Below are 20,152 nucleotides of genomic sequence, written 5' to 3'. Positions count from 1 at the left end.
GGGGGCGCGGCGCCCCCCCGCCAGGTTGCCCGGCGCGGGAACCTTCAGGCCAGGAAGGGCAGCAGGACGATGCCGTGGACCAGCACGAAAATGCCGACGAGGCTCATGGAACCGCGCGTCTCAGTACAACGTGCTGGCGACCCGCGCCGGCAGGTCGCGGTCGTAAGCCACGCCATCGAAGGTGCCAGCGGTCAGGTCGGACAGCATGCGGCCGACGCTGGGCAGCGCCGTGCGCGGGATCTGGGTGGCGGGGTCCCACAGCCGCGAGCGCAGCAGGGCGCGCGAGCATTGGAAGAACACTTTCTGTACGTCGACGATCAGGACCGAGCGCGGCTGCTTGCCGTCCATCTCGAACCGTTGCAGCAGCGCCGGGTCGACGCTGATGCGCGCGCTGCCGTTCACGCGCAGCGTTTCGTTGACGCCCGGAATCAGGAACAGCAGCGCCACGCGTGGTTCGGCGAGGATGTTGCGCAGGCTGTCGATGCGGTTGTTGCCGCGCCGGTCCGGCAGCAGCAGGGTCTTTTCGTCCTCGACCACGACGAAGCCGGCGGGATCGCCGCGTGGCGACACATCCAGGCCGTCGGGCCCCGAGGTGGCCAGTGCCGCGAACGGTGCGGCCTCGATGAAGGCGCGGTAGTGCGGGTGGACGTGGTCCACTTCCTTTTTCAGGGAAGCTTCGCCTGGTTCGCCATACAGGGCCTGCAGGGCGGCGGCGTCGGTGATGAGATGGCTGGTGTCCTGGGGCATGGCGAAGGCTCGGTGGGTGTGCGCGGATACTAGCGATTCCCGTTGCCTGTGACAACCTGCGTGCGGCGTGCTGCGGACACGCCCCCGGCAAGGGCAGGCGCCGGTTCAGCCTTCCTGGCCGTAGCCGAAGGGCCAGCGGCGGCGGGTGGGTTCGGGCTTGGCGGTGTCTTCTTGCATGTTTTTCTCCGTAGGGTGCGCTTCGGGGAATTCTATTTCCCGAGATGTAACAGCATTGCAAGGGATCGTTAGCACTCTATCGCCACGGGCCGCGGGCTAGTCGGCCGCGAACAGCGTGACCTGGCGTTCGAGCGCGTAGGTGGCGCGGTAACTGGCGGGCGTGGCGCCGCGATCGATCAGCAGCAGGCCTTCGCGTTCGGCCGCGGCCAGCACGTCGCGCAGTTTCTGGCCGCCATCCAGGCCGGTGGCTTCCTGCAGCCGCCGCAGGGGCAGGTAGTCGCCATTCTTCACGCCGGCCAGGCGCGGGAAGGCGCTGAGCCAGATGCTGCGGCTGGGTGGGGAATTGATCAGACTGGTCATGGGGTGAGGCTCCCTTGCGGTCGGATTACTGTATGAATGAACAGTATATCCGAACGTCAGACCGAATCCCGGCGGCATGTCGCATCGGCACGGAGCCTGGCCCGTCGGTATCAGCGCGCTGCCCCCGTATGGGCCAGCAGGCATTGCACCAGCGCGTCGAACACCGTTTTGCAGCGCGGGCTGGCACGCAGGTCTTCGTGCATGGTGATCCAGGTTTCGAGCTGGAATGACACATGGTCGGGCAACACGGGCACCAGTTGGCGGTCGCGGCGGGCCAGCGCCACCTGGCAGAAGCCGATGCCCGCGCCGGCGCGGATCAGGGCCAGTTGCGCCAGGTCGCTGTCGGCCCGCAGGGCGAAGCGGTCGCGGCTCCAGGGGACCGCCAGGCGCTTGCCGGCGCCGCGCAGGAAGGGGGTTTCGGCGTCATGGCCGATGAGCGTGTGGCCGGCCAGGTCGGCCAGCGTGGCGGGCGTGCCGCAGCGGCGCAGGTAGTCTTTGCGCGCGTACAGGCCGATGTCGACATGGCCGACCGGGCGCGCGATCAGTTGGTCCTGCTTCGGCGGCGCCATGCGCACGGCGATGTCGGCTTCGCGCAGCAGCAGGTTCTGCACGCGGTTGGTGGGGGCCAGCTCGAGGGTCAGGCGCGGGTGTTCGCGGCGCAGGCGCGCCAGCACCGGGGGCAGCACCTCGATGCCGATGACCTCGCTGGCGGAGATTCGCACGGTGCCGGCGACACCGGGGCCTTGCGCGGCAGCCGCGCGTTCCAGGGCCGCGGCATGGCTGTGCATGGCTTCGGCGTAGCCGCGCAGGGCCAAGGCGGCATCGGTGGCCAGCAGGCCGGTCTGCGAGCGGGTGAACAGGACCTGGCCCAGGGCCCGTTCGAGCGCCACGATGTGGCGGCCCACGGTGGGCTGGGTGATGTCCAGCGCCCGCGCGGCGCCCGACAGGGAGCCCTCGGCGAGCACGGCGAGAAAGCTGCGATAGAGTTCCCAGCCGATCGGTTTGGTCATGCATAAATGTATAGCCGCAGGGCGAAGTTCGGCAATTTATTTCGTATGGCCACCGCGCCAGAATGGTCGCCATGGATTCACGGGAGATGACCATGACGATGATCGAATCGAGCCGGCCGGGCACCGCGCTGGTGCTGGGCGCCACGGGCGGCGTTGGCGGCGAGGCGGCGCGCCGGTTGCGCGACGCCGGTTGGGGCGTGCGCGCGTTGGCGCGCGGGTTGGCGACGGAAACGGCGCAGCGCGACGGTATGACGTGGCTGCGCGGCGATGCCATGAATCGCCAGGACGTGGCGCGGGCGGCGCTGGGGTGCGAGGTGATCGTGCATGCCGTCAATCCGCCGGGCTATCGCCGCTGGGGCGAACTGGTGTTGCCGATGATCGACAACACCATTGCGGTGGCGACCGCCCAGGGCGCGACGATCGTGCTGCCGGGCACGATCTACAACTATGGGCCGGATGCGTTTGCGGTGCTGCGCGAGAGTTCGCCGCAGCATCCGCTGACGCGCAAGGGCGCGATCCGGGTGGAACTCGAACGCCGCCTGCGGGCGGCCAGTGAACGCGGCGCACGCGCGCTGGTGCTGCGCGCGGGCGATTTCTTCGGCCCGCGCGCCGGCAACAACTGGTTTTCGCAAGGACTGGTCAAGCCGGGGCGGCCGTTGCGGCGCATCAGCAACCCGGGGGCGCCGGGGGTGGGGCATCAGTGGAGCTATCTGCCGGACGTGGGCCGGGCGCTGGTCGAGCTGCTGGCGCGGCGCGAGGCGCTGGCGCCATTCACCGCCCTGCATATGGCGGGGCATTGGGATCCGGACGGCGCGCGGATGACGGCGGCGATTGTGCGGGTGGCGCGCCGCCACGGCCTCGACCCGCGCGTGGCCGCGTTTCCGTGGGGATTGCTGCGGCTGGCGGCGCCATTCTCCGAGACCGTGCGCGAGCTGCTGGAGATGCGTTACCTGTGGCGTCAGCCGCTGCGCATGGACAACGCGCGCCTGGTCGGCGTGCTGGGCGTCGAACCGCATACGCCGCTGGACGAGGCGGTCGCGGCGACGCTGCGCGGGCTGAATTGCCTGCCGGCCGCGGCCTGAAGGGGGGAGGCGGCGCATCCGGCTTGCTGGCGCCGGACCGGGCCATGCACAATGGCGCCACGCGGCCGTTTGCAGCGCCGCGGGAGCGTCCGATGCCTGATTTGCCCTTTCCCGCGACGCTGGATGCCAGCGAACGCGTGACCATCGCCCACGGCCCGCACCGCGCCGAGTTCGCGCCCGGCGGCGGCGGGCGCCTGACGCGCCTGTCGACCGATGCGCACGACTGGATCGTGCCGCTGGCCGAGACGGATTGGCCGCCCGCGCAATGGCCGCGCGCCGGTTCCTATCCGCTGGCGCCGTACTCGAACCGGGTGCGCGACGGGGTGTTTACCTTTGGCGGCGCGCGGCATGCGCTGCAATCCTTGCCGGGACGGCCGCAGTCGATCCACGGCGGCGCCCTGTACCAATCCTGGCAAGTGCGGCATCTGGCCGACGATGCGGTGGACCTGGTGCTGCGCCAGCCTGCCGGTGTGCTGGGCTGGCCCTGGGCCTTCGAATGCGTGCAGCGCTACCGGCTGGATACGCGCGGCCTGTCGCTCACGCTCCTGATGATCAACGACAGCGATGCGCCGATGCCGTTCGGCTGTGGCATCCATCCGTATTTCACGGCGACGCGCGTGGCCTTGCATGCGCGGCGCATCTGGCCGGCCGATGCCGATGGCCTGCCCGGCGCCAGCCAGACCACCCACGTGCGCGAGCTGGGCCAGTCGGCCGAGGGCTGCGATACCTATCTGTCGCAGTGGGGCGGCCGCGCCACGCTGCATTGGCCGGATGGCCATGAACTGGCGCTGCACGCCGATCCGGCTTTCGCGCACTTGGTGGTCTACTCCGCGCCGGGAGCGGATTTCCTGTGCGTGGAGCCGGTTACCAATGTGGCCGACGCCTTCAATCTGGCGGCGGCGGGCGAGACGCGAACCGGCCTGCGGGTGTTGGCGCCGGGGGAACGTTTCAGCGCGTCGATGCTGCTGGCGCTGCAGGCGCCGCGCGCCGTGCGTTGACGGCGAGCGGCGATGCCGCTGGCGACGGGCGGACGCTCCGGCGATAATCCGGCAAAAACCCAATCCAGGAGTCGTGACGTGAAAAAGCTCAGCACCGAACAATTGCAGGCGGCCGCCGAAACGCTGCGCCGGGTGCAGGCCAGGCTGGCCCGTTCGGGCAACATGCCGCTGGAACCGACGATCTACGCCTGCGCCAAGGGATTCCGGCGCAACGTGCCCGACTATGTCTGGTCGTGGCTGTCTGGGCTGCTGGCGCCGCACAAGAGCCTGTCGGCCTGGATGGACGCGCACCAGCCGGGCTGGCGCGATGGCAAGATTCCGGCCGCGGCAGTGTATGCGCGTACCGAGAATGGCTGGTTCGACTGGTTGATCGCGCAACTGGAAGACGAGATCCGCGATCCGCACGCCCGCGTCCGGCGCGACGGGCGCGCCTGAGCGCCTCAGGCGCGGCGGCGGCGCGCGCGCAGGCGCCGCTGCAACAGGCAGAGGGTTTCCAGCACCGCGGCCGCCAGCAGCGCGGCCAGGATGGAGCCGAGCACCAGCTCGTCCCACATGCGCGGCGGACCGACCCGGAACTGGATGGTGTCGAACACCAGCCCGCTGGTGACGCCCGCGACGATGACGGCCTTCCAGCCGTGCAACGGCACCAGCCGCAGCATCAGCAGGGCGACCGCCACCATGCCCCAGAGCATGGGTTCCAGCGCTTGGTCGGACAGGTAGGAAATCAGAGCAAACTCCCGAAAGCGCGGCGGCGGGCTGTCGATCCGCCGCGCGCAGTCGGCTTTTTACCTCTTTCCGCGCGGCAATGCGAGACGCCCGTCCCAATTTTTGCGCCGCGCCGGGGCGTGTCAGAAGCCTTCCAGCACCACTTTGCCGCGCGCCTTGCCGCTTTCGATGAAGGCGTGGGCGCGGCGCAGGTTTTCGGCGTTGATGCGGCCGTAGTGTTCGCCCAGCGTGGTGCGCAGGGTGCCGTTGTCGATCAGCCGCGCGGCCTGGTTCAGCAGCTCGTGCTGGGCGATCAGGTCGGGCGTGTTGTGCAGCGGCCGGGCAAACATGAATTCCCAGTGCAGCGAGGCCGACTTGCCCTTGAGCAGGCGCACGTCGATGGCCGCCGGGTCGTCGATCAGCGCGATCTTGCCCTGCGGCGCGATGGCCTCGGCCAGTTGCGGGAAATGCTGGTCGGTGTGGGTCAGGCCGGCGATGAAGCCGACCTGCGGATGGCCGATGCGCTTGAGCTCCTCGGCCAGCGGGCGGGTGTGGTCGATGACGTGATGCGCGCCCAGCGCGGTGACCCAGGCCTGGGTCTCGGGCCGCGAGGCGGTGCCGATGATGGTCAGGCCGGTCAACTGGCGCGCCAGCTGCACCAGGATCGAGCCGACGCCGCCGGCCGCGCCGACCACCAGCAGGGTGCCCTGGCTTGGGGCGGCGTTGTCCAGCACGCGCAGGCGGTCGAACAGCAGTTCCCAGGCGGTGATGGTGGTCAGCGGCAGCGCGGCGGCCTGGGCGAAGTCCAGGCTCTGCGGCATGCGGCCGACGATGCGCTCGTCGACCACGTGCAGCTCGCTGTTGGCGCCGGGGCGCGTCAGGGCGCCGGCGTACCAGACGCGATCGCCGGGCGCGAACAGGCTGGTCTTGGCGCCGACGGCGCGCACGATGCCGGCGGCATCCCAGCCGATGATCTCGGGCTGGCCGTCCTTGGGCTTGCGGTTGGCGCGGATCTTCACGTCCACCGGGTTGACGGAAATGGCCTTGACCTCGACCAGCAGGTCATGGTCGCCGGGCACGGGCTCGGGCGCGGTGATGTCCTGCAGCGATTGCGGATCGGCGGCGGGCAGGTTCTGGAAGTAGGCGATGGCTTTCATGGGGTTCTCGAAATGGGAAACGGGGATCAGGCGATGGTGCGGACCACGCCGCCATCGACGCGCAGGGCGGCGCCGTTGGTGGCCGAGGACTGGCGCGAGCAGGCGTAGACGACCATGTTGGCCACTTCCTCGACCGTCGCCAGCCGGCGCAGCAGCGAGCTGGGGCGGTGCTGGGCGATGAAATCGCGTTCCATCTGCGCTTGCGCCACGCCCTGTTCCCTGGCCATTTCGGCGAAGAAGTCGACCACGCCTTCGGAGCGGGTCGGGCCGGGCAGCACGGCGTTGACGGTGACGCCGCTGCCGGCGGTCAGCTCGGCCAGCCCGCGCGAGACGCCCAGCAGCGCGGTCTTGCTGACACCGTAGTGGATCATCTCGGCGGGGATCTGCAGCGCCGATTCGCTGGAGATGAAGACGATGCGGCCCCAGTCGGCGGCCAGCATGCGCGGCAGGTAATAGCGCGACAGGCGCACGCCGCTCATGACGTTGGTGTCGAGCATGTAGCGCCAGTCGTCGTCGGTGATTTCGGTGAATGACTTGGGGGCGAAATAGCCGGCGTTGTTGACCAGGATGTCGACATCGGGATGGGCGGCGCAGATCGAGGCGGCGCCGTCGGCGGTGGACAGGTCGGCCTGCACGGTGTGGACCTGGGCGCCCGGATGCTGGCGCGCGACGGCGTCGGCGGCCTGCTTGAGCTTGTCGGCGTTGCGGCCATGCAGCACGACCTGGGCGCCGGCCTCGGCCAGGCCTTGGGCGATGGCCAGTCCGATGCCGCCGGACGAGCCGGTCACCAGGGCCTTCTTGCCGTCGAGTTCGATTTTCATGGGGGACTCCAAAAGCGTGGGGGTGACGCCATCATTACCCAGTGGCGAATGCGGAAAAACCGGCTAGCATCGGACTCAGTTTCAATGAATTTTTGAAAATGAGCCCTTCATGGTTCGGTTTGAAGACCTGCGCATCTTTGTGGCGGCGGCGGATCACGGCAGCTTTTCGGCCGCGGCGCGCGAGCTGGATTTGACGCCGGCGGTGGCCAGCGCCGCGCTCAAGCGATTGGAACTGTCGCTTGAAGCCCGCCTGTTCGTGCGTTCGACGCGCAGCCTGCGGCTGACCGGCGATGGCGAGCGCTACCTGGAGTACGCCCGCGCCGCGCTATCCAGCCTGCAGGCCGGCCAGAGCGCGCTGGCGCGCGACAAGACGGCGATCTCCGGCACGCTGTCGTTGTCGATTCCCTCGGACCTGGGCCGCCATGTGCTGCTGCCCTGGCTGGACGACTTCCAGCAGCGCCATCCGCGCGTGAATTTCCAGGTGCGCATCAGCGACCGGCTGGCCGACCTGTACCGGCAACCGGTCGATATCGCGCTGCGCTACGGCACGCCTGGCGATTCGGGCCTGGTGGCGCTGCCGCTGGGCGAACACAACCGCCGCGTGGTGTGCGCCGCGCCGGCTTACTTCGCGCGCCACGGCATGCCGCGCACACCCGCCGACCTGCGCCGCCACAACTGCCTGTGCTTCGTGCTGGGCGAGTCGCTGCACGACCGCTGGGCCTTCGAACACGAGGGCGGGGCGCTGACCGTGGCGGTCAAGGGCGACCGTGTCGGCGACGATGGCGACCTGGTGCGGCGCTGGGCGCTGGCCGGCCACGGCGTGGCCTACAAGTCGCGCTACGACGTGCTCGCCGACCTGCGCGCCGGGCGGCTGGTGCAGGCCTTGCCAGACTACATCGGCGAACCGTCGCCGCTGCACCTGCTGTGCGTGCACCGCATGCTGCTGTCGCCCGCCGTCAAGCGCCTGCGTGAATTCCTGCAGGCGCGCCTGCGGGAATTCGAGGCCGGCGCCACGCCGTGATACGCCCGCGCGCTCAGTGATGGGCGGCGGCGCGGTTGGCGGCGCGGGTGCGCGCGGCCTTTTTGGCGGCGGCAGAGCGGCCCGCCGCGCCCTTGGTGGCGGCGGCCTTTTTCGCGGCGGCCGAACGATCCGCCGCCGTGCGCCGGCTGGCCGTCTTGGACGCATGGCGCGACAGCGCGGATTTGGACGCCGGCTTGGCGCTTTCACGCTTGAGGGCGCGGGTGGTGGCGCGGGAGCGGGTGGCGGATTTTGCGTGGCCGTCGTGCGCCGCCTCGCTGTCCTGCTTGGCCTTGCGCCGGGTGGACGCGGCCGCCTTCTTCGGCGTGGGCAGGTCGACGCCGGCGCGGCGCGCCTTCGACAGGCCGATGGCGATGGCCTGCTTGGTCGAGCGCGCGCCGTGCTTGCCTTCGCGCACGTGGTCGATTTCCTCGCGCACGAATTCGCCCGCTTGGGTGGATGGGGACTTGCCTTGCTTCTTGTCGCGCGCGGCGCGTTGCAGCGTTTTCCGTTCAGGCATGACAACCTCCTGGCTTGCGTTTCAGAAGCGAGACCGGGACGCGGACGAGGCCGCGCCGACGGAACTCGTAACACCACTCTATGCCCCACGCGGTATCCTGTGTGTTCGAATGGATTGCCGGTCGTAAGCGCCGGAACCCCGCGCGCGGCCGACGATTCGCAACGCTTCCCCCTTAAAGGAGACAAGCCATGTCGAATCATGTCTACAAGCAGATCGAACTGGTGGGCTCGTCCACCAAGTCCACCGACGATGCGATCAGCAAGGCCATCGAACGCGCATCCGAAACCCTGCGGAACCTGGATTGGTTCGAGGTCACCGAGGTGCGCGGCCACATCAAGGACGGCAAGGTGGCGCATTGGCAGGTCGGGCTGAAGATCGGCATGCGCCTGGAGGACGGCGACGCCTAGCATCGCCAGCGCGCGTTGCGGGCGCGCGGCGCTCATGCCGAGGCCGCAGGCGCGTCCGCGCTGCTGCGCCTTTTTTGAGCGGTCTTTGCAAGTGCTTGTCGGATAAGCTTTTTTTCAGCTTGTCATGAGACTGTTCAGAGGTTTGTCCACATTCGATGGGGACAAGTGCGGCGGCGCGCATGCAGGGACGCCGCCTGTGCATGGCGGGCCGCGCTCGGCCCCGCCGCTGCGCCCTTATTGACCAGCAGGCGCAAGGCATTGGCGGCAAAGGGAATTTTGCCGCTGGGCGCAGGCTGTCCTCAGCCTTATCCACATTTCCCGGGGACAACCGGGAGAGTGGCGGCACGGGATTGGGCGATTCTTGAGCAGCACCTGCAGGCAGTTGATGTGCAAGGGAAAAATCCACCTGCCCTCATACTGTCCTCATGCTTGTCCACAGAATGCTGGGACAAATGCCGGCCGGGTGGGGGCAAGTCCGCGGGAGGCGCGCGAGGCAGCCCGGATACAGTGGATAAGTCCGGCGGGCATGCGCTGCGGGCGCGATTGCGCATTTTTTGACCGGCACGCGCAAGTGCCTGGCCCGCCAGGCTTTTTTTCACCTGCCCCCGGACTGTCCTCACACTTCTCCACAGCGGGCGGGGATATCCGGGCGCGCCCGCTTCGCTTGCAACCAGGCGGTTGCCGCTAGGCCGTGCCGGCTTTGGCGCCCGCCGCCAGCAGCTTGTCGCCGCCATGCTGCCTGAGCGCGGCATCCAGCGCCTTCTGATAGTCGGGCTGCGCGCTTTCGAGACGCGCCAGTCCGTCCTGGGTCAGCACGGTATAGACCCCGCGCTTGTCGTCCGGACACAGGTCGCGGATGGTGAGGCCGGCGCGTTCCAGCCGCTCGACCATGCGTGCCACCGAACTCTGGTGCAGGCCCAGGTGCGCGGCCAGTTCCTGCATGCGCAGCTCGCTGTCGGGCGAGCGGGCCAGGATTTCCAGCGCGCGGTACTCCGACAGCCCGAGCCGGTGGCGGGCCTGCAGCATGCTGCCCAGGTCGGCCTCGACATCGGCGACGATTTGAATCAGTTTGAGCCATGCATCACTTTTTCTGGACATGAGCTGTGTGCTCCCTTTGCTGGACATTCGATTGGCCATTCTCCCATATGTATGTCCATGCAAGTGGCCGGACGACCGGGGCCCGCGGGCGCAGCGCGCCCGGCGGGCCGCGGCGGATCGCCATTCAAGCGGGCTGGGCGCGCTTGCGGCCGCGCAGCCTGGCGCTGTCGGCCAGTTTCAACCAGACCACGCCGCCGATGATGACCGCCAGCCAGAAAGCCTGGGCCAGAGTCAGCGGTTGATCGAGCAGGATGCTGCCGAAGACGGCGGCGCCGACCGAGCCGATGCCGGCCCATACCGCGTAGCCGATGCCGACGTCGATGGATTTCAAGGCGACACTGAGCGCATACAGCGTCAGCAGGAAGAACACCGCGGCGGAGATCGACCAGCCCGGTACCGTGAAGGCCTGGCTGCCGCCGACGCTGAGGGCGTAGCCGATTTCGAAGGCGCTGGCCAGCAGCAGCATGATCCAGGCGCGGCCGTTGCCCGGCTTGGTTGGGTTGATGGTGCTCATGTTGGATTCCTTGTTGTGTACGGGGGAGTAAGGGTGAATAGACGGTTGCGGGGTGTCAGGCCGCGCCGCTGAGCCGCAGGCCCACCACGCCGCCAATGACCAGGGCGATGCCGACGGCCTTGCCCGGGTTCAGCCGCTGGCCGAAGAACAGGGCGCCCAGTACGACGATGCCGACGCCCGCCACCGAGGTCCAGATGGCGTAGCCGACGCCGACGTCGAATGTCAGCAGGGCCAGGCTGAGGAAGTAGGTGGCGATCGCCCCGCTGACCAGCGTGGCGGCAGTCCAGCCGAAGCGGGTGAAGCCCTTCGCGTTGCCCGCGGCAATGGCGACTGCGATTTCAAAGACCACGGCGATTGCCAGATATAGCCAACTCATGATGAAGCTCCTTGTGCAGAGGGTGTGCCCCGGGGCGGGGCGTGCGGACATTAAAATGCATGTGCATGCATATTAATGAGGATTCCGGAGTGCGTCAAACTATTTGCGCGTGCATGTAGTTCACCGGGGGGGAGCCACTGCGCCCGCGCGCTCGGACGGCGGCGGTCGATAAAAAAAGCCCCCCGACGCATCGGGGGGCTTGATCGCCCGGAGGTAGGCGGGCGATCGGCGCCGGGCGGGGGGCGGCGCCCCGGGCCCGGCAGCGGCGGCAATCAGCTATTGAACTTCTTGACCCAGTCGACGTAGCGGTCGATCCAGCCTTGCAGGAACTTGCGCGTGCCTTCGTTGGTGATGTTGTACTGGTCGTCGATCAGGCCGTCGGTGTATTGCAGGAAGACTTCGGGCGTGGTCAGGGCGATGGCGCCTTCAGCCGCCAGGATGTTGCGCAGGTGCTGCTGCATGAGGGCGGTGCCGGCGGCGCTGGGCGAGGCGCCAAGGATGCCGACGGCCTTGCCGGCCCACGAATTCTGGCCCCACGGACGAGTGCCCCAGTCGATCGCGTTCTTGATGGCGGCAGGCACCGAGCGGTTGTGCTCGGGCGACACGAACAGGATGCCCTGGGCATCGAGGATCTGTTGCTTGAGCTTGGCCGCGGGCGCGGGCAGGTTGTTCTCGTTGTCCTGGTTGTACAGCGGCACGTCGCCCAGGCTGACGTAGTCGAACTTGAAGTCCGCGGGAACCAGTTTTTCCAGTGCGCGCGCCAGGCGCAGGTTGATCGATGCGGCGCGCAGGCTGCCGACGAAGACGGCGATCTTGTAGGTGCTCATGGGGTGGGGCTCCTGTGTCGGGGATGGTCCAGTGTAGACCTGTCCTCATGATGGCTCAATGTCGGCGAACCCATAAGGTTATGGGCGGTGTTGACTTGTGTCAGGGTGCATCGGCCCGGCCCATTGCCGCAGGCGGCGCGGCCGCTTCATGCGGTCATCAGGCTGACGTGCGCCGACACCACGCGCCAGCCTTGCGGCGTGCGCATCCAGGTCTGGCTCTGGCGGCCGATGCGGTCGCTGCCATCGCGCTGGAATTCGATATGGGTGGTGGCGAAATCACGACCATAGGTGGTGATGGCGGTGCGCAGCACACGGCGCGCCAGGCCTTGCGGCGACCGGGCGGCGCGGAAGGCGCGGATCGCATCATAGCCGTAGAGGTTTTCGCCGGCGCCGTAGCGCAGTGTGTGCGGGCTGTTCCAGAACAGTTCGTCCAGCACCTCGACCTGGTTGTTGACCAGGGCGGTTTCGTAGCGGGCGAAGGCCGCGGTGATGTCGGCGACGACGTCGGGCAGATTGATGTCCATGGATTTTCTCGGGTGGCTCAGGAATGCACCGTCGTGGTGCATGGTTTAGGGTAATCACCAATATGGTGTGTGTTGCGGTGCGCAAATCCACCCTGTGCGGAGCGCCGCCAGCCGCGCGCCGGGGCGAATGCCGCGCCGCCGAGCTGGCATGCCGCTTGCTAGGGTTTACACCACATAACAGGCTGCACCTCGCTCCAGGAGTTTCATCATGTCCAGTTCCGCCGTTCCCGCCCCGGTCACCATGCTGGTGACGCGGCACATCACGCCCGAACGCTACAGCGACTTTCTCTCGTGGATGCGCCAGGGCGAAATCCTCGCCGCCGGCTTTCCCGGCTTTCTCGGCTCCGGCGTACTGCAGCCGCCAGAGGGCGGCGACCAGTACCAGATCGTGCTGCGCTTTAACGACGAGGCCAGCCTCAACCGCTGGGAACAATCGCTGCCGCGCCGCATGTGGCTGGAGCGCGGCGCCGCGCTGGTGCGGGCCAGCCACGCGCGCCGGGTCAGCGGCATGGACGGCTGGTTCGGACCGCAACATGCCGCCGGCGCGCCGCCACGCTGGAAGCAGGCCGTGAGCATCTGGCTGGCGTACTTCCCGGTGTTGCTGGCGTTCACGCTGTTGGTAAGCGAGCATCTGGCGTCCCTGCCGGTGTTCTGGCGCGCCCTGCTCACCAGCGTGACCATGACGCCGGTGATGGTGTACATCTGCATTCCTTTTGTCACGCGCCGGCTGGCGCGCTGGTTGCGGCCGCGCTGACACCGACCGCGCCGCTAGGCCGCCTGCGCGCGGCGCGTGGCATAGAGCCGGTGCAGCGTGATCTTGCGCACCGCGGCCTGGCTGTCGTCGATATGCGCCTGCAGCAGCGCCGTGGCGCGTTCGGCGTCGTGCGCCAGGATGGCGTCGAGGATGGCGCCGTGTTCCGTGTAGGTGCGGTCGATGCGATCGGGCTGGGTGAAGTCGAGCCGTCGCACGATGCGTATGCGTTCGGTGGCCGCGCGGTGCACGCGCGCGATCTCCGGGTTGCCGGCGGCGGCCACCAGATCCATGTGGAAGCGTTCATCGAGTTCCGCCAGCCATTCGCCATCGCCCGAGTGCTGGGCGGCGTCGACCCGCCAGGTATCCACCAGTGGTTGCAGTGCGCGCAAGGGGTCGGGGATCTGGCCCGGCGCGCAGAGGGCGCGCACGGCGGCGATTTCAAGCACGCTGCGCAGTTCGTAGAAATGGTCTAGCGTGTCGAAGTCCAGCGGTTTGACCAGCCAGCCGTTGCGTTGGCGGACTTCCAGATAGCCTTCGCGTTCGAGCCGGAACAGGGCTTCGCGCACCGGCGTGCGGCTGACCCGCAGGCGCTCGGCGATCTCGGTTTCGGTGAAACGGTCGCCCGGCGCCAGGCGGAATTCGAGGATGTCGTGCTTGAGCGTGCCGTAGGCCGAGTCGGCCAGGCTGCGGGGCGTGTCGATGACGGCGAATGCGGAATCCATATCCGGACCTCGGTGCGGCGGAGCTATACGGGGCGGGTGGTGGCGGTGCCGGCCTGTTCCAGCCGCCGGGCGGCCAGCAGGCAATCGGCTTCGCGCCACGGCGCGGCGATCAATTGCACGCCCAGCGGCAGGTGCGCGTCGGCGCCGATGCCGGGCCAGACCGGCGCGACACATACCGGCAAGCCCAGGCAGGAGAGCGGTTGTGTCAGCAAGCCCATGCTGGCGCGGGCCGGCAGCGTCTGGCCGGCCAGCGCCAGGCTCTGGGTGCCGATGGCCGTGGCGGGCACCGGCGTGGCCGGGGCGATCAGGACGTCGTAGTCGGCGAACAGCGCCAGCGCCTCGCGGTAGGCGCGCTGGCGCACCCGCTGGGCCTGTTGCACCCAGGAGGCCGGCACCAGGCTGCCGGCGACCAGGCGGTCGCGCGAATGCGGTTCGTAGTAGTCGTAATGGGTGACCAGGCGGCGGCGATGCAGCGCGCCGCCTTCGGCCGCGGTGATCACGAACGCGGCGGCGCGCGCCTGCGCGGCGCTGGCCAGTTCGACGCTGGCGCTGGCCCCGAGCGCGCGCGCGGCCAGTTGCACCGCCTGGCGCGCCTCGGGACCGGTCCAGTGGGCGAAGTAGCCGCCCAGCACGGCCACGCGCAGCGGACGCGCCGAGGCCAGTTCCGCCAGCACGGGTTCGACCGGACGCTGGCCGCAGGCCGCGTCCTCGGCGTCGGGGCCCTGCAGGGCGTCGTAGACCGCGGCCAGGCCGCCCGTGTTGGCCGCGAACGGACCCAGATGATCGAGGCTGCCGACAAAGGGAAACGAACCGGTGCGGGGCAGGCGGCCGAAGGTCGGCTTCAGGCCGAACACGCCGCACAGCGATGCGGGTACCCGGATCGAGCCGTTGGTGTCCGAGCCCAGCGTCAGCGGCACCAGTCCGCCGGCCACCGCCGCGGCGCTGCCGCCGGAAGAGCCGCCGGCGATTCGGCCGAGGTCGTGCGGGTTGTGGCAGGCACCGTAGTGCGAGTTCTCGGTGGTGAAGCCGTAGGCGTGCTCATCCATGTTGAGCGCGCCCACCAGCACCGCGCCGGCCTCGCGCAGGCGCGCCACCAGCGTGGCGTCGCGCCGCGCGGGCGGATTGGCGGCGTTGACGCGGCCGCCAGCCAGCGTCACTTCGTCGGCGGTGTCGAACAGGTTCTTGACGGCGTAGGGCACGCCGGCCAGTGGCGGCAACGTCTCGCCGCGCGCCCGGCGCGCGTCGATGGCGGCGGCCTCCTGCCGGGCGCGGGCTTCGGTGATGCTGGTGAAGCAGTTGTAGCGCGCATCGGCCGTGCGGATGCGCGCCAGCGTGGCTTCCAGCACCGCCGCCGCGCTGCGTTCGCCATTGCGGATTTGCCGCGCGAGGTCGAGCAGGGCGCTGTTCACGGGCGGAACACCGAAGCCGATTCCAGCTCCACCGGCAGCGCTTCGTCGATGAAAATCGAGGCGATGTCGTGGATGCGGCTGAACTGCTGCGCCACTTCGGCGGCGGCCGGCTCGCGCAGGGCATAGCCGGCCAGCGCCAGCGCGCTGCGTACGTATTGGTCGATGGTTTCCTGGGTCATGGCGGGCTCCCGGCGGGGGATGGATGGAACGGACGGATGGCGGCGCGCGGGCTTACCTGCGCACCTCGCGCTGGAAGATCTCCAGGCTCAGTTTCTTCATGCCGATGAAGCTGGGCTCGGACAGCGTCTCGACCGTGCGCGGGCGGGCGTCGCCGTAGTCCAGTATCTCGGCCACCCGCGTCGGGCGCTTGGTCAGCAGCAGCACCTGGTCGGCCAGGTACACGGCTTCCTCCAGGTCGTGCGACACCAGCAGCATGGTGGTGCCGGTCTGCATGAAGACCTCCTGCAGTTTTTCGCGGATGAACAGCGTCATCTCGAAATCCAGCGCCGAGAACGGCTCGTCCAGGAACAGCACCTCGGGTCCGGGCGCCAGCGCGCGCATGATCGAGGCCGTCTGCTGCTGGCCGCCCGACAGTTCGTAGGGATAGCGCTTGAGGTCGAACTTGACGTCGAACGAGGCCACCAGTTCTTCCACCCGCGCATCCACCTCGGCCTTGCTGCGGCCTTCCAGCCGCAACGGGTAGGCGATGTTGTCGATGGTGCGCAGCCACGGGAACATGGCCTCGCGGTAGTTCTGGAAGACGTAGCCGATCTTGGTCTGGGCCAGCGATTTGCCGTCGAACAGGATCTCGCCGGCATCGATGGGGATCAGGCCCGCGATCATGTTGATCAAGGTCGATTTGCCGCAGCCGTTGGGGCCGAACACCGAGACGATCTTGCCCTTGGGGATGTCGAGGTTGAAGTCCTCGTACAGCGGCCAGCCGGCGAAATACTTGGTCAGGCCGCGGATGGTGATGTGGGTGCCGGCCGGACCCGGCTGGAACGGCGCGGGCACGGGGGCGGGGGCGATGACGGGGTTGATGACTGTGGACATGATTATCGGCCGCTCCAATGGACCACGCGCTTTTCCAGCACCAGGAACAGAATGTTGAGAACGTAGCCGAGCGCGCCGGCGGCCAGGATCGAGGCGTACATGTCGCGCACGTTCAGCACCTGCTGGGCGTTGATGATGCGGTTGCCGAGCCCGCTGTCCGAGCCGATGAACATCTCGGCCACGATCACGATGACCAGCGCCATCGACACGCCGCTGCGCAGGCCGACGAAGGTGGGCTGCAGGCTTTCCCAGATCAGCACGTCCTTGAAGATCTGCCAGCGCGAGGCGCCCATCACCCGCGCCGCCATCACGCGCTGCTTGCGCGCGTTGATGACGCCGTAGGCGCTGTTGAACAGGATCACCAGCACCGCGGCGAAGGCGGCGATGGCGATCTTGTTCATGTCGGTCACGCCGAAGATCATCAGGAACAGCGGGATCAGCGCCGACGACGGCGTCGAGCGGAAGAAGTCCACCAGGAACTCGACGCTGCGGTAGGCCTTTTCGTTGCTGCCCAGCAGCACGCCCAGCGGCACGCCGATGACGCCGGCGATGACGAAGGCCTGCAGCGTGCGGCTGACCGAGGCCAGGAAATCGCCCAGCAGCGGACCACCGGCCATGCCCTTGGCCAGGGCCACCAGCGTGGCGCCGGGCGTGGGCAGCAGCACCGGGCTGACCAGTTGCAGGCGCACCACCAGGTCCCACACCACGTACAGCGCCAGCGGGCCGATCAGCGGCAGCAGGCGCGCGGCGGTCCAGGTGCGCGGCGGGCGCGAGACCGCGGGTGCGGCGGCGGCCGGCTTGGCCGCGGCGGCAGCCAGCGCCGGGCTGGCGCGGTTGGCGTTGCTCGCTTCCATGGTTCAGCCCTTGTACAGCATCGAGGCCACGTCCACCTTCTGCGCGAAGATGCCCTTGTCGGTGAACAGGTCGAAGAATTTCTGGAAGTACTGGATGTCGCTGGGGGTGAACTCGTTGTAGAGCGTGTAGGCGGCCAGCGGCACGGCTTCGGTCATGGGGCCTTCGATGGCGGTGTAGCCCTTCATGAAGGGGCGCGCTTCGTCGGGTTTGGTACGGATCAGCTCGATGCCGCGGGCATAGGCGGCGATGAATTTCCTGCTTTCCTCTGGATGCTTCTTCAGGAATGCGGTGGTCAGCGAGGCCGAGCCGCCGAACCACGGCGCCATCGGATCGCCCAGCACGTATTTGGCGATCACGCCCGCTTCCAGCACGCGGGTGGTGCCGTTCAGGCGGCCGACCGTGCCGGTGGGTTCAAGTGTGTAGCAGGCGTCCAACTGGCCGGCGGCGACCGCGGCCACGTGCTGGCTGATCGCCAGCTCGACCACGGTCGCCCCGGTTGCGCCGGCGCGCTCCAGTACTGCTTTGGCCAGCGTGGAATTCTGGATGCCGGGACCAGAACCGACCTTTTTCCCCTTGAGGTCTGCGATGGATTTGATGGGACTGTCTTTCGCGACGATGAACTCGTCCAGCACGTTCTTGGCGTTGCTGGGGTTGGAGGCGAAAATCCTGAACAGGCCGGGCGAGGCGATCTCGCCGATGGCCAGGTTGGCCGAGCCGGTGCCGTTGGCGCTGCCGTCGGCGCGGCCCGCCAGCATGGCTTCCATGACCTGCTGGGCGCCGGCGAACTTGAGCGCCTCGACGTTCAGGCCGGCTTCCTTGAAGTAGCCTTTCTCGATGGCCGCATAGAACGGCAGGCCGGCGGCGACCGGCCAGTAGCCGATGCGGATGACCGGACCGGACTGTGCCCGCACCAGGGCCGGCGCGGCCAGCGTGGCGGCGCCCAGCGCGGCGCCCTGCATCAGCCGGCGGCGGGTGGCGTTGAAAGCGAAGGGCGCGGGGCGTTGGGTCATGCGGAACTCCTGGTCGAAAGAGGGACGGGCGCTTGTAGACAAGCTTGCATACCAGTCATCAAGCAAGACCCGTGCCAACCTTCGCAAGCCGGTTTTTTGGCCCTGGCGGGGCGATCATGGCGCGTTGCGTGAACCATGCTGGTGCATGCGGCACCGCGGCAGGGCGTGGCCGCCGTGGCGCGCACGTTCCGCCAGGCGTAGGATGTGCGCAGGCCGGGGCTGCCGCCCCGCGGTTCCAGGAAGAAAGGCGCGCCCGCACGCGCCGCGGCGTGGATATGAATACCCGTTTTGTCGAAGCGTTTCTGTGGTCGGCCCGCCTGGGCAGTTTCCGTGCGGCCAGCGACCGCCTGCACATCACCCAGGCGGCGGTGGCAAACCGCATCGCCTCGCTCGAGGAGGACATCGGCGCGCGCCTGTTCGAACGCGATGCCAAGGAGCTGCGGCTGACGGCGGTGGGCACGCGCCTGCTGGATTATGGCGAGCGCCTGATGCAGTTGCGCCAGCAGATCCTGTCGCTGGGCCGCACCGGCGACGAGGTGTTCGGCCTGGTGCGCATCGGCGCCATCGAGACGGTGGTGCATACCTGGCTGATCGGTTTGCTGACCAATCTGCGCTCGACTTACCCGGGCATCGAGGTGCAACTGACCTCGGAAACCACGCGCGCGCTGCATCGCGGGCTGCGAGAGGGCACGCTCGACATCGCCTTCCAGACCGATCTGCTGACCGACGCCGGCATCATCAGCATGCCATGCCTGCCGATGGAGATGGGCTGGGTCGGGCCGGCGGGCGATGAAGAGACGCTGACGCTGCGGCAATTGCTGAGCGAGCCGGTGCTGACCATGAGCCCCGGCTCGCAGCCGCACGAGGCGCTCAAGGGCCTGTTCCGCGAGGCGGGCCTGCCGCTGGGCAAGGTGCACTGCGTCAGCTCGATCTCGGCGCTGGCGCGGCTGGTGCGCAGCGGTTTTGGCCGCGCCCTGGTGCCGTTGCCGCCGATCTACGAATACGTGGCGCGCGGCGAGGTGCAGATGATCCGCTGCGACGTGCCGGTGCCGCCGCAGTTGCTGGTGGTCAGCTACCTGGAGGGCGCGGGCTCGGATGCGATCCGGCTGGTGGCCGAACTGGCCTGCCGCGCCTCGGACCAGTACACCGCGTCGGCCACGCCGCCAGGATTCGCGTCCGCGCAATAGCGTTATCCCTAGGCCGGCTTTCAGTAATTCTGTTGCTGGCGTCAAAAATTACTCGTTTGGCGGGCCGGGCCGAGTCGGCCGAAGATGAGTCCCTTCCGCAATCGAAGGGATCTTCCTTTTCCATGAGCCAAGCCACCACGTCCCCCACGCCCAACGGCATGCTGTTCGTCGCCTGCGACGTCGATCCGGTCTTCGAGACCGATTTCAATCGCTGGTACGACCGCGAGCACATCGAGGAGCGCGTGCGCATCCCCGGCTTTCTGTCCGGCGCGCGCTATGTTTCGCTGTCCGGCGGCCGCAAGTATCTCGGCCTGTACCGCACGCAATCGCTGGGCGCCTTCACCAGCCCGGACTACCGCGCCGCCTTCGAGCGCCAGACGCCGTGGTCGGTGGCCAACCTGGACCGCATGCGCGATCCGATGCGCCGTGTGTGCGCGGTGCAGGCCGTGACGGGCTTCGGCAGCGGCAGCCACATCGCGGTGCTGCCGCTGGTCTATGGCGGCGATGCGGCGGGCCTGGCGGCGCGCGCCGCCGAGGCGGGAGACGTCCTGGCGCAGGCGGAGGGCTTCGTCCAGTCCTATTTGCTGGCGCCGGATGCGGCGCTCAGCGGTCCCTTGCCGCGAGAATCGATGGCCAATCGCCGCCTCGACCCGCTGTTCGTGATCGAGGCCAGTTCGGCTGCCGCCGCGAGCGCCATGGGCAAACAGGCCGCGGCCGCGTTCGGCACGCGGGCCGCCGACAACTGGCTGCTGGCTCTGGGCTGGAAGCTGGCCGCGGCCGACCTGCGCTGAGGCGCGCGCCGCGACAACGCCACACACACC

Annotated in this window: 26 protein-coding genes; 8 read left to right on the top strand and 18 right to left on the bottom strand. The window is 68.5% G+C overall.

The genetic code is table 11. From position 1 onward, the window contains the following. Positions 1-120 precede the first annotated feature (120 nt). The 3 genes from AC6LKG_RS04420 to AC6LKG_RS04410 form a co-directional block, all read right to left on the bottom strand. Complete coding sequence (locus AC6LKG_RS04420; protein WP_498163005.1) at positions 121-747, bottom strand: pyridoxamine 5'-phosphate oxidase family protein; 627 nt, start codon at positions 745-747, stop codon at positions 121-123. A 273-nt stretch (positions 748-1,020) separates the two neighbouring features. Beyond that, positions 1,021-1,284, bottom strand: coding sequence for a hypothetical protein (locus AC6LKG_RS04415; RefSeq protein WP_063579915.1), 264 nt, complete (start codon positions 1,282-1,284; stop codon positions 1,021-1,023). Positions 1,285-1,394: 110 nt separating this feature from the next. Further along, positions 1,395-2,294, bottom strand: coding sequence for a LysR family transcriptional regulator (locus tag AC6LKG_RS04410; RefSeq protein ID WP_498163003.1), 900 nt, complete (start codon positions 2,292-2,294; stop codon positions 1,395-1,397). Between the two features lie 86 nt (positions 2,295-2,380). On the opposite strand from AC6LKG_RS04410, the gene AC6LKG_RS04405 reads away from it, so the two are divergent. From AC6LKG_RS04405 to AC6LKG_RS04395, 3 genes are all read left to right on the top strand, one after another. Beyond that, positions 2,381-3,376 (top strand): NAD-dependent epimerase/dehydratase family protein, encoded by a 996-nt coding sequence (locus AC6LKG_RS04405; protein WP_498163182.1) that lies wholly within the window; start codon positions 2,381-2,383, stop codon positions 3,374-3,376. A 92-nt stretch (positions 3,377-3,468) separates the two neighbouring features. Next, positions 3,469-4,374 (top strand): aldose epimerase family protein, encoded by a 906-nt coding sequence (locus AC6LKG_RS04400; RefSeq protein ID WP_498163002.1) that lies wholly within the window; start codon positions 3,469-3,471, stop codon positions 4,372-4,374. A gap of 78 nt (positions 4,375-4,452) precedes the next feature. Further along, positions 4,453-4,809, top strand: coding sequence for a hypothetical protein (locus AC6LKG_RS04395; RefSeq protein ID WP_498163001.1), 357 nt, complete (start codon positions 4,453-4,455; stop codon positions 4,807-4,809). Positions 4,810-4,814: 5 nt separating this feature from the next. Here AC6LKG_RS04395 and AC6LKG_RS04390 read toward each other — a convergent pair whose 3' ends face one another. From AC6LKG_RS04390 to AC6LKG_RS04380, 3 genes are all read right to left on the bottom strand, one after another. Continuing rightward, the gene (locus tag AC6LKG_RS04390) at positions 4,815-5,066 is read right to left on the bottom strand and encodes a hypothetical protein (protein WP_498162999.1); all 252 of its coding nucleotides are present in this window, start codon (positions 5,064-5,066) and stop codon (positions 4,815-4,817) included. A gap of 156 nt (positions 5,067-5,222) precedes the next feature. Beyond that, complete coding sequence (locus AC6LKG_RS04385; protein ID WP_498162997.1) at positions 5,223-6,236, bottom strand: zinc-binding alcohol dehydrogenase family protein; 1,014 nt, start codon at positions 6,234-6,236, stop codon at positions 5,223-5,225. Positions 6,237-6,262: 26 nt separating this feature from the next. After that, the gene (locus AC6LKG_RS04380; RefSeq protein ID WP_498162995.1) at positions 6,263-7,057 is read right to left on the bottom strand and encodes an SDR family NAD(P)-dependent oxidoreductase; all 795 of its coding nucleotides are present in this window, start codon (positions 7,055-7,057) and stop codon (positions 6,263-6,265) included. A 109-nt stretch (positions 7,058-7,166) separates the two neighbouring features. Between AC6LKG_RS04380 and AC6LKG_RS04375 the strand changes: the two genes are divergently transcribed. Beyond that, positions 7,167-8,078, top strand: coding sequence for a LysR family transcriptional regulator (locus AC6LKG_RS04375; protein ID WP_498162993.1), 912 nt, complete (start codon positions 7,167-7,169; stop codon positions 8,076-8,078). 13 nt (positions 8,079-8,091) lie between these two features. Here the strand turns inward: AC6LKG_RS04375 and AC6LKG_RS04370 are convergent, their stop codons facing one another. Next, the gene (locus AC6LKG_RS04370) at positions 8,092-8,595 is read right to left on the bottom strand and encodes a DUF6496 domain-containing protein (RefSeq protein WP_498162992.1); all 504 of its coding nucleotides are present in this window, start codon (positions 8,593-8,595) and stop codon (positions 8,092-8,094) included. Between the two features lie 188 nt (positions 8,596-8,783). On the opposite strand from AC6LKG_RS04370, the gene AC6LKG_RS04365 reads away from it, so the two are divergent. Continuing rightward, a complete protein-coding gene (locus tag AC6LKG_RS04365) occupies positions 8,784-9,002 on the top strand; it encodes a dodecin (protein ID WP_498162991.1) in 219 nt (72 codons plus the stop codon). 684 nt (positions 9,003-9,686) lie between these two features. Here the strand turns inward: AC6LKG_RS04365 and AC6LKG_RS04360 are convergent. The 5 genes from AC6LKG_RS04360 to hpxZ all read right to left on the bottom strand — a co-directional run bounded on the left by AC6LKG_RS04360 (position 9,687) and on the right by hpxZ (position 12,341). Beyond that, entirely contained in the window at positions 9,687-10,100 is a 414-nt protein-coding gene (locus AC6LKG_RS04360) for a MarR family winged helix-turn-helix transcriptional regulator (RefSeq protein WP_498162990.1), read from the bottom strand. A gap of 124 nt (positions 10,101-10,224) precedes the next feature. Next, positions 10,225-10,614, bottom strand: a complete 390-nt coding sequence (locus AC6LKG_RS04355; protein ID WP_498162989.1) for a DMT family transporter — start codon at positions 10,612-10,614, stop codon at positions 10,225-10,227. Between the two features lie 55 nt (positions 10,615-10,669). After that, positions 10,670-10,990 carry a DMT family transporter gene (locus AC6LKG_RS04350; protein WP_498162987.1) on the bottom strand — a complete coding sequence of 107 codons (321 nt, stop codon included), beginning with the start codon at positions 10,988-10,990 and terminating at the stop codon, positions 10,670-10,672. A gap of 272 nt (positions 10,991-11,262) precedes the next feature. Then, the gene (locus AC6LKG_RS04345) at positions 11,263-11,817 is read right to left on the bottom strand and encodes an NADPH-dependent FMN reductase (protein WP_498162985.1); all 555 of its coding nucleotides are present in this window, start codon (positions 11,815-11,817) and stop codon (positions 11,263-11,265) included. Positions 11,818-11,963: 146 nt separating this feature from the next. Continuing rightward, entirely contained in the window at positions 11,964-12,341 is a 378-nt protein-coding gene (hpxZ, locus tag AC6LKG_RS04340) for an oxalurate catabolism protein HpxZ (RefSeq protein WP_498162984.1), read from the bottom strand. Positions 12,342-12,549: 208 nt separating this feature from the next. Between hpxZ and AC6LKG_RS04335 the strand changes: the two genes are divergently transcribed. Next, positions 12,550-13,095: an antibiotic biosynthesis monooxygenase gene (locus AC6LKG_RS04335; RefSeq protein ID WP_498162983.1), complete on the top strand. Its 546-nt coding sequence runs from the start codon at positions 12,550-12,552 to the stop codon at positions 13,093-13,095. 14 nt (positions 13,096-13,109) lie between these two features. On the opposite strand, the gene AC6LKG_RS04330 is transcribed toward AC6LKG_RS04335, so the two are convergent. The 6 genes from AC6LKG_RS04330 to AC6LKG_RS04305 are packed head-to-tail and all read right to left on the bottom strand — an operon-like array spanning position 13,110 to position 18,144. Then, a complete protein-coding gene (locus AC6LKG_RS04330) occupies positions 13,110-13,817 on the bottom strand; it encodes a GntR family transcriptional regulator (RefSeq protein WP_498162981.1) in 708 nt (235 codons plus the stop codon). Positions 13,818-13,840: 23 nt separating this feature from the next. Further along, positions 13,841-15,226, bottom strand: a complete 1,386-nt coding sequence (locus AC6LKG_RS04325; RefSeq protein ID WP_498162980.1) for an AtzE family amidohydrolase — start codon at positions 15,224-15,226, stop codon at positions 13,841-13,843. After that, complete coding sequence (locus AC6LKG_RS04320; RefSeq protein ID WP_498162978.1) at positions 15,223-15,405, bottom strand: DUF4089 domain-containing protein; 183 nt, start codon at positions 15,403-15,405, stop codon at positions 15,223-15,225. The genes AC6LKG_RS04325 and AC6LKG_RS04320 overlap by 4 nt, the downstream gene beginning before the upstream one ends. A 52-nt stretch (positions 15,406-15,457) precedes the next feature. Next, positions 15,458-16,279, bottom strand: a complete 822-nt coding sequence (locus AC6LKG_RS04315) for an ABC transporter ATP-binding protein (protein WP_498162977.1) — start codon at positions 16,277-16,279, stop codon at positions 15,458-15,460. A 2-nt stretch (positions 16,280-16,281) separates the two neighbouring features. Beyond that, positions 16,282-17,133 (bottom strand): ABC transporter permease, encoded by an 852-nt coding sequence (locus tag AC6LKG_RS04310; RefSeq protein ID WP_498162976.1) that lies wholly within the window; start codon positions 17,131-17,133, stop codon positions 16,282-16,284. A gap of 3 nt (positions 17,134-17,136) precedes the next feature. After that, positions 17,137-18,144 carry an ABC transporter substrate-binding protein gene (locus tag AC6LKG_RS04305; protein ID WP_498162974.1) on the bottom strand — a complete coding sequence of 336 codons (1,008 nt, stop codon included), beginning with the start codon at positions 18,142-18,144 and terminating at the stop codon, positions 17,137-17,139. A 275-nt stretch (positions 18,145-18,419) separates the two neighbouring features. Between AC6LKG_RS04305 and AC6LKG_RS04300 the strand changes: the two genes are divergently transcribed. Together AC6LKG_RS04300 and AC6LKG_RS04295 are read left to right on the top strand one after the other, a co-directional pair. Continuing rightward, a complete protein-coding gene (locus tag AC6LKG_RS04300; protein ID WP_498162973.1) occupies positions 18,420-19,331 on the top strand; it encodes a LysR family transcriptional regulator in 912 nt (303 codons plus the stop codon). 122 nt (positions 19,332-19,453) lie between these two features. Then, positions 19,454-20,122 carry a hypothetical protein gene (locus AC6LKG_RS04295; RefSeq protein ID WP_498162972.1) on the top strand — a complete coding sequence of 223 codons (669 nt, stop codon included), beginning with the start codon at positions 19,454-19,456 and terminating at the stop codon, positions 20,120-20,122. Positions 20,123-20,152: the final 30 nt, after the last annotated feature.

The sequence above is a fragment of the Achromobacter sp. 46006 genome (genome assembly GCF_059761975.1).
The sequence above is the reverse complement of the archived record's forward strand: the minus strand, read 5'-3'. Positions and strand labels throughout refer to the sequence as shown.

What these genes read in the sequence shown, in the direction of transcription:
- AC6LKG_RS04420 (WP_498163005.1), bottom strand. Translation starts at nt 747, where the DNA reads ATGCCCCAGGACACCAGCCATCTCATCACCGACGCCGCCGCCCTGCAG.
- AC6LKG_RS04415 (WP_063579915.1), bottom strand. Translation starts at nt 1,284, where the DNA reads ATGACCAGTCTGATCAATTCCCCACCCAGCCGCAGCATCTGGCTCAGC.
- AC6LKG_RS04410 (WP_498163003.1), bottom strand. Translation starts at nt 2,294, where the DNA reads ATGACCAAACCGATCGGCTGGGAACTCTATCGCAGCTTTCTCGCCGTG.
- AC6LKG_RS04405 (WP_498163182.1), top strand. Translation starts at nt 2,381, where the DNA reads ATGACCATGACGATGATCGAATCGAGCCGGCCGGGCACCGCGCTGGTG.
- AC6LKG_RS04400 (WP_498163002.1), top strand. Translation starts at nt 3,469, where the DNA reads ATGCCTGATTTGCCCTTTCCCGCGACGCTGGATGCCAGCGAACGCGTG.
- AC6LKG_RS04390 (WP_498162999.1), bottom strand. Translation starts at nt 5,066, where the DNA reads ATGCTCTGGGGCATGGTGGCGGTCGCCCTGCTGATGCTGCGGCTGGTG.
- AC6LKG_RS04385 (WP_498162997.1), bottom strand. Translation starts at nt 6,236, where the DNA reads ATGAAAGCCATCGCCTACTTCCAGAACCTGCCCGCCGCCGATCCGCAA.
- AC6LKG_RS04380 (WP_498162995.1), bottom strand. Translation starts at nt 7,057, where the DNA reads ATGAAAATCGAACTCGACGGCAAGAAGGCCCTGGTGACCGGCTCGTCC.
- AC6LKG_RS04375 (WP_498162993.1), top strand. Translation starts at nt 7,167, where the DNA reads ATGGTTCGGTTTGAAGACCTGCGCATCTTTGTGGCGGCGGCGGATCAC.
- AC6LKG_RS04370 (WP_498162992.1), bottom strand. Translation starts at nt 8,595, where the DNA reads ATGCCTGAACGGAAAACGCTGCAACGCGCCGCGCGCGACAAGAAGCAA.
- AC6LKG_RS04365 (WP_498162991.1), top strand. Translation starts at nt 8,784, where the DNA reads ATGTCGAATCATGTCTACAAGCAGATCGAACTGGTGGGCTCGTCCACC.
- AC6LKG_RS04360 (WP_498162990.1), bottom strand. Translation starts at nt 10,100, where the DNA reads ATGTCCAGAAAAAGTGATGCATGGCTCAAACTGATTCAAATCGTCGCC.
- AC6LKG_RS04355 (WP_498162989.1), bottom strand. Translation starts at nt 10,614, where the DNA reads ATGAGCACCATCAACCCAACCAAGCCGGGCAACGGCCGCGCCTGGATC.
- AC6LKG_RS04350 (WP_498162987.1), bottom strand. Translation starts at nt 10,990, where the DNA reads ATGAGTTGGCTATATCTGGCAATCGCCGTGGTCTTTGAAATCGCAGTC.
- AC6LKG_RS04345 (WP_498162985.1), bottom strand. Translation starts at nt 11,817, where the DNA reads ATGAGCACCTACAAGATCGCCGTCTTCGTCGGCAGCCTGCGCGCCGCA.
- hpxZ (WP_498162984.1), bottom strand. Translation starts at nt 12,341, where the DNA reads ATGGACATCAATCTGCCCGACGTCGTCGCCGACATCACCGCGGCCTTC.
- AC6LKG_RS04335 (WP_498162983.1), top strand. Translation starts at nt 12,550, where the DNA reads ATGTCCAGTTCCGCCGTTCCCGCCCCGGTCACCATGCTGGTGACGCGG.
- AC6LKG_RS04330 (WP_498162981.1), bottom strand. Translation starts at nt 13,817, where the DNA reads ATGGATTCCGCATTCGCCGTCATCGACACGCCCCGCAGCCTGGCCGAC.
- AC6LKG_RS04320 (WP_498162978.1), bottom strand. Translation starts at nt 15,405, where the DNA reads ATGACCCAGGAAACCATCGACCAATACGTACGCAGCGCGCTGGCGCTG.
- AC6LKG_RS04315 (WP_498162977.1), bottom strand. Translation starts at nt 16,279, where the DNA reads ATGTCCACAGTCATCAACCCCGTCATCGCCCCCGCCCCCGTGCCCGCG.
- AC6LKG_RS04310 (WP_498162976.1), bottom strand. Translation starts at nt 17,133, where the DNA reads ATGGAAGCGAGCAACGCCAACCGCGCCAGCCCGGCGCTGGCTGCCGCC.
- AC6LKG_RS04305 (WP_498162974.1), bottom strand. Translation starts at nt 18,144, where the DNA reads ATGACCCAACGCCCCGCGCCCTTCGCTTTCAACGCCACCCGCCGCCGG.
- AC6LKG_RS04300 (WP_498162973.1), top strand. Translation starts at nt 18,420, where the DNA reads ATGAATACCCGTTTTGTCGAAGCGTTTCTGTGGTCGGCCCGCCTGGGC.
- AC6LKG_RS04295 (WP_498162972.1), top strand. Translation starts at nt 19,454, where the DNA reads ATGAGCCAAGCCACCACGTCCCCCACGCCCAACGGCATGCTGTTCGTC.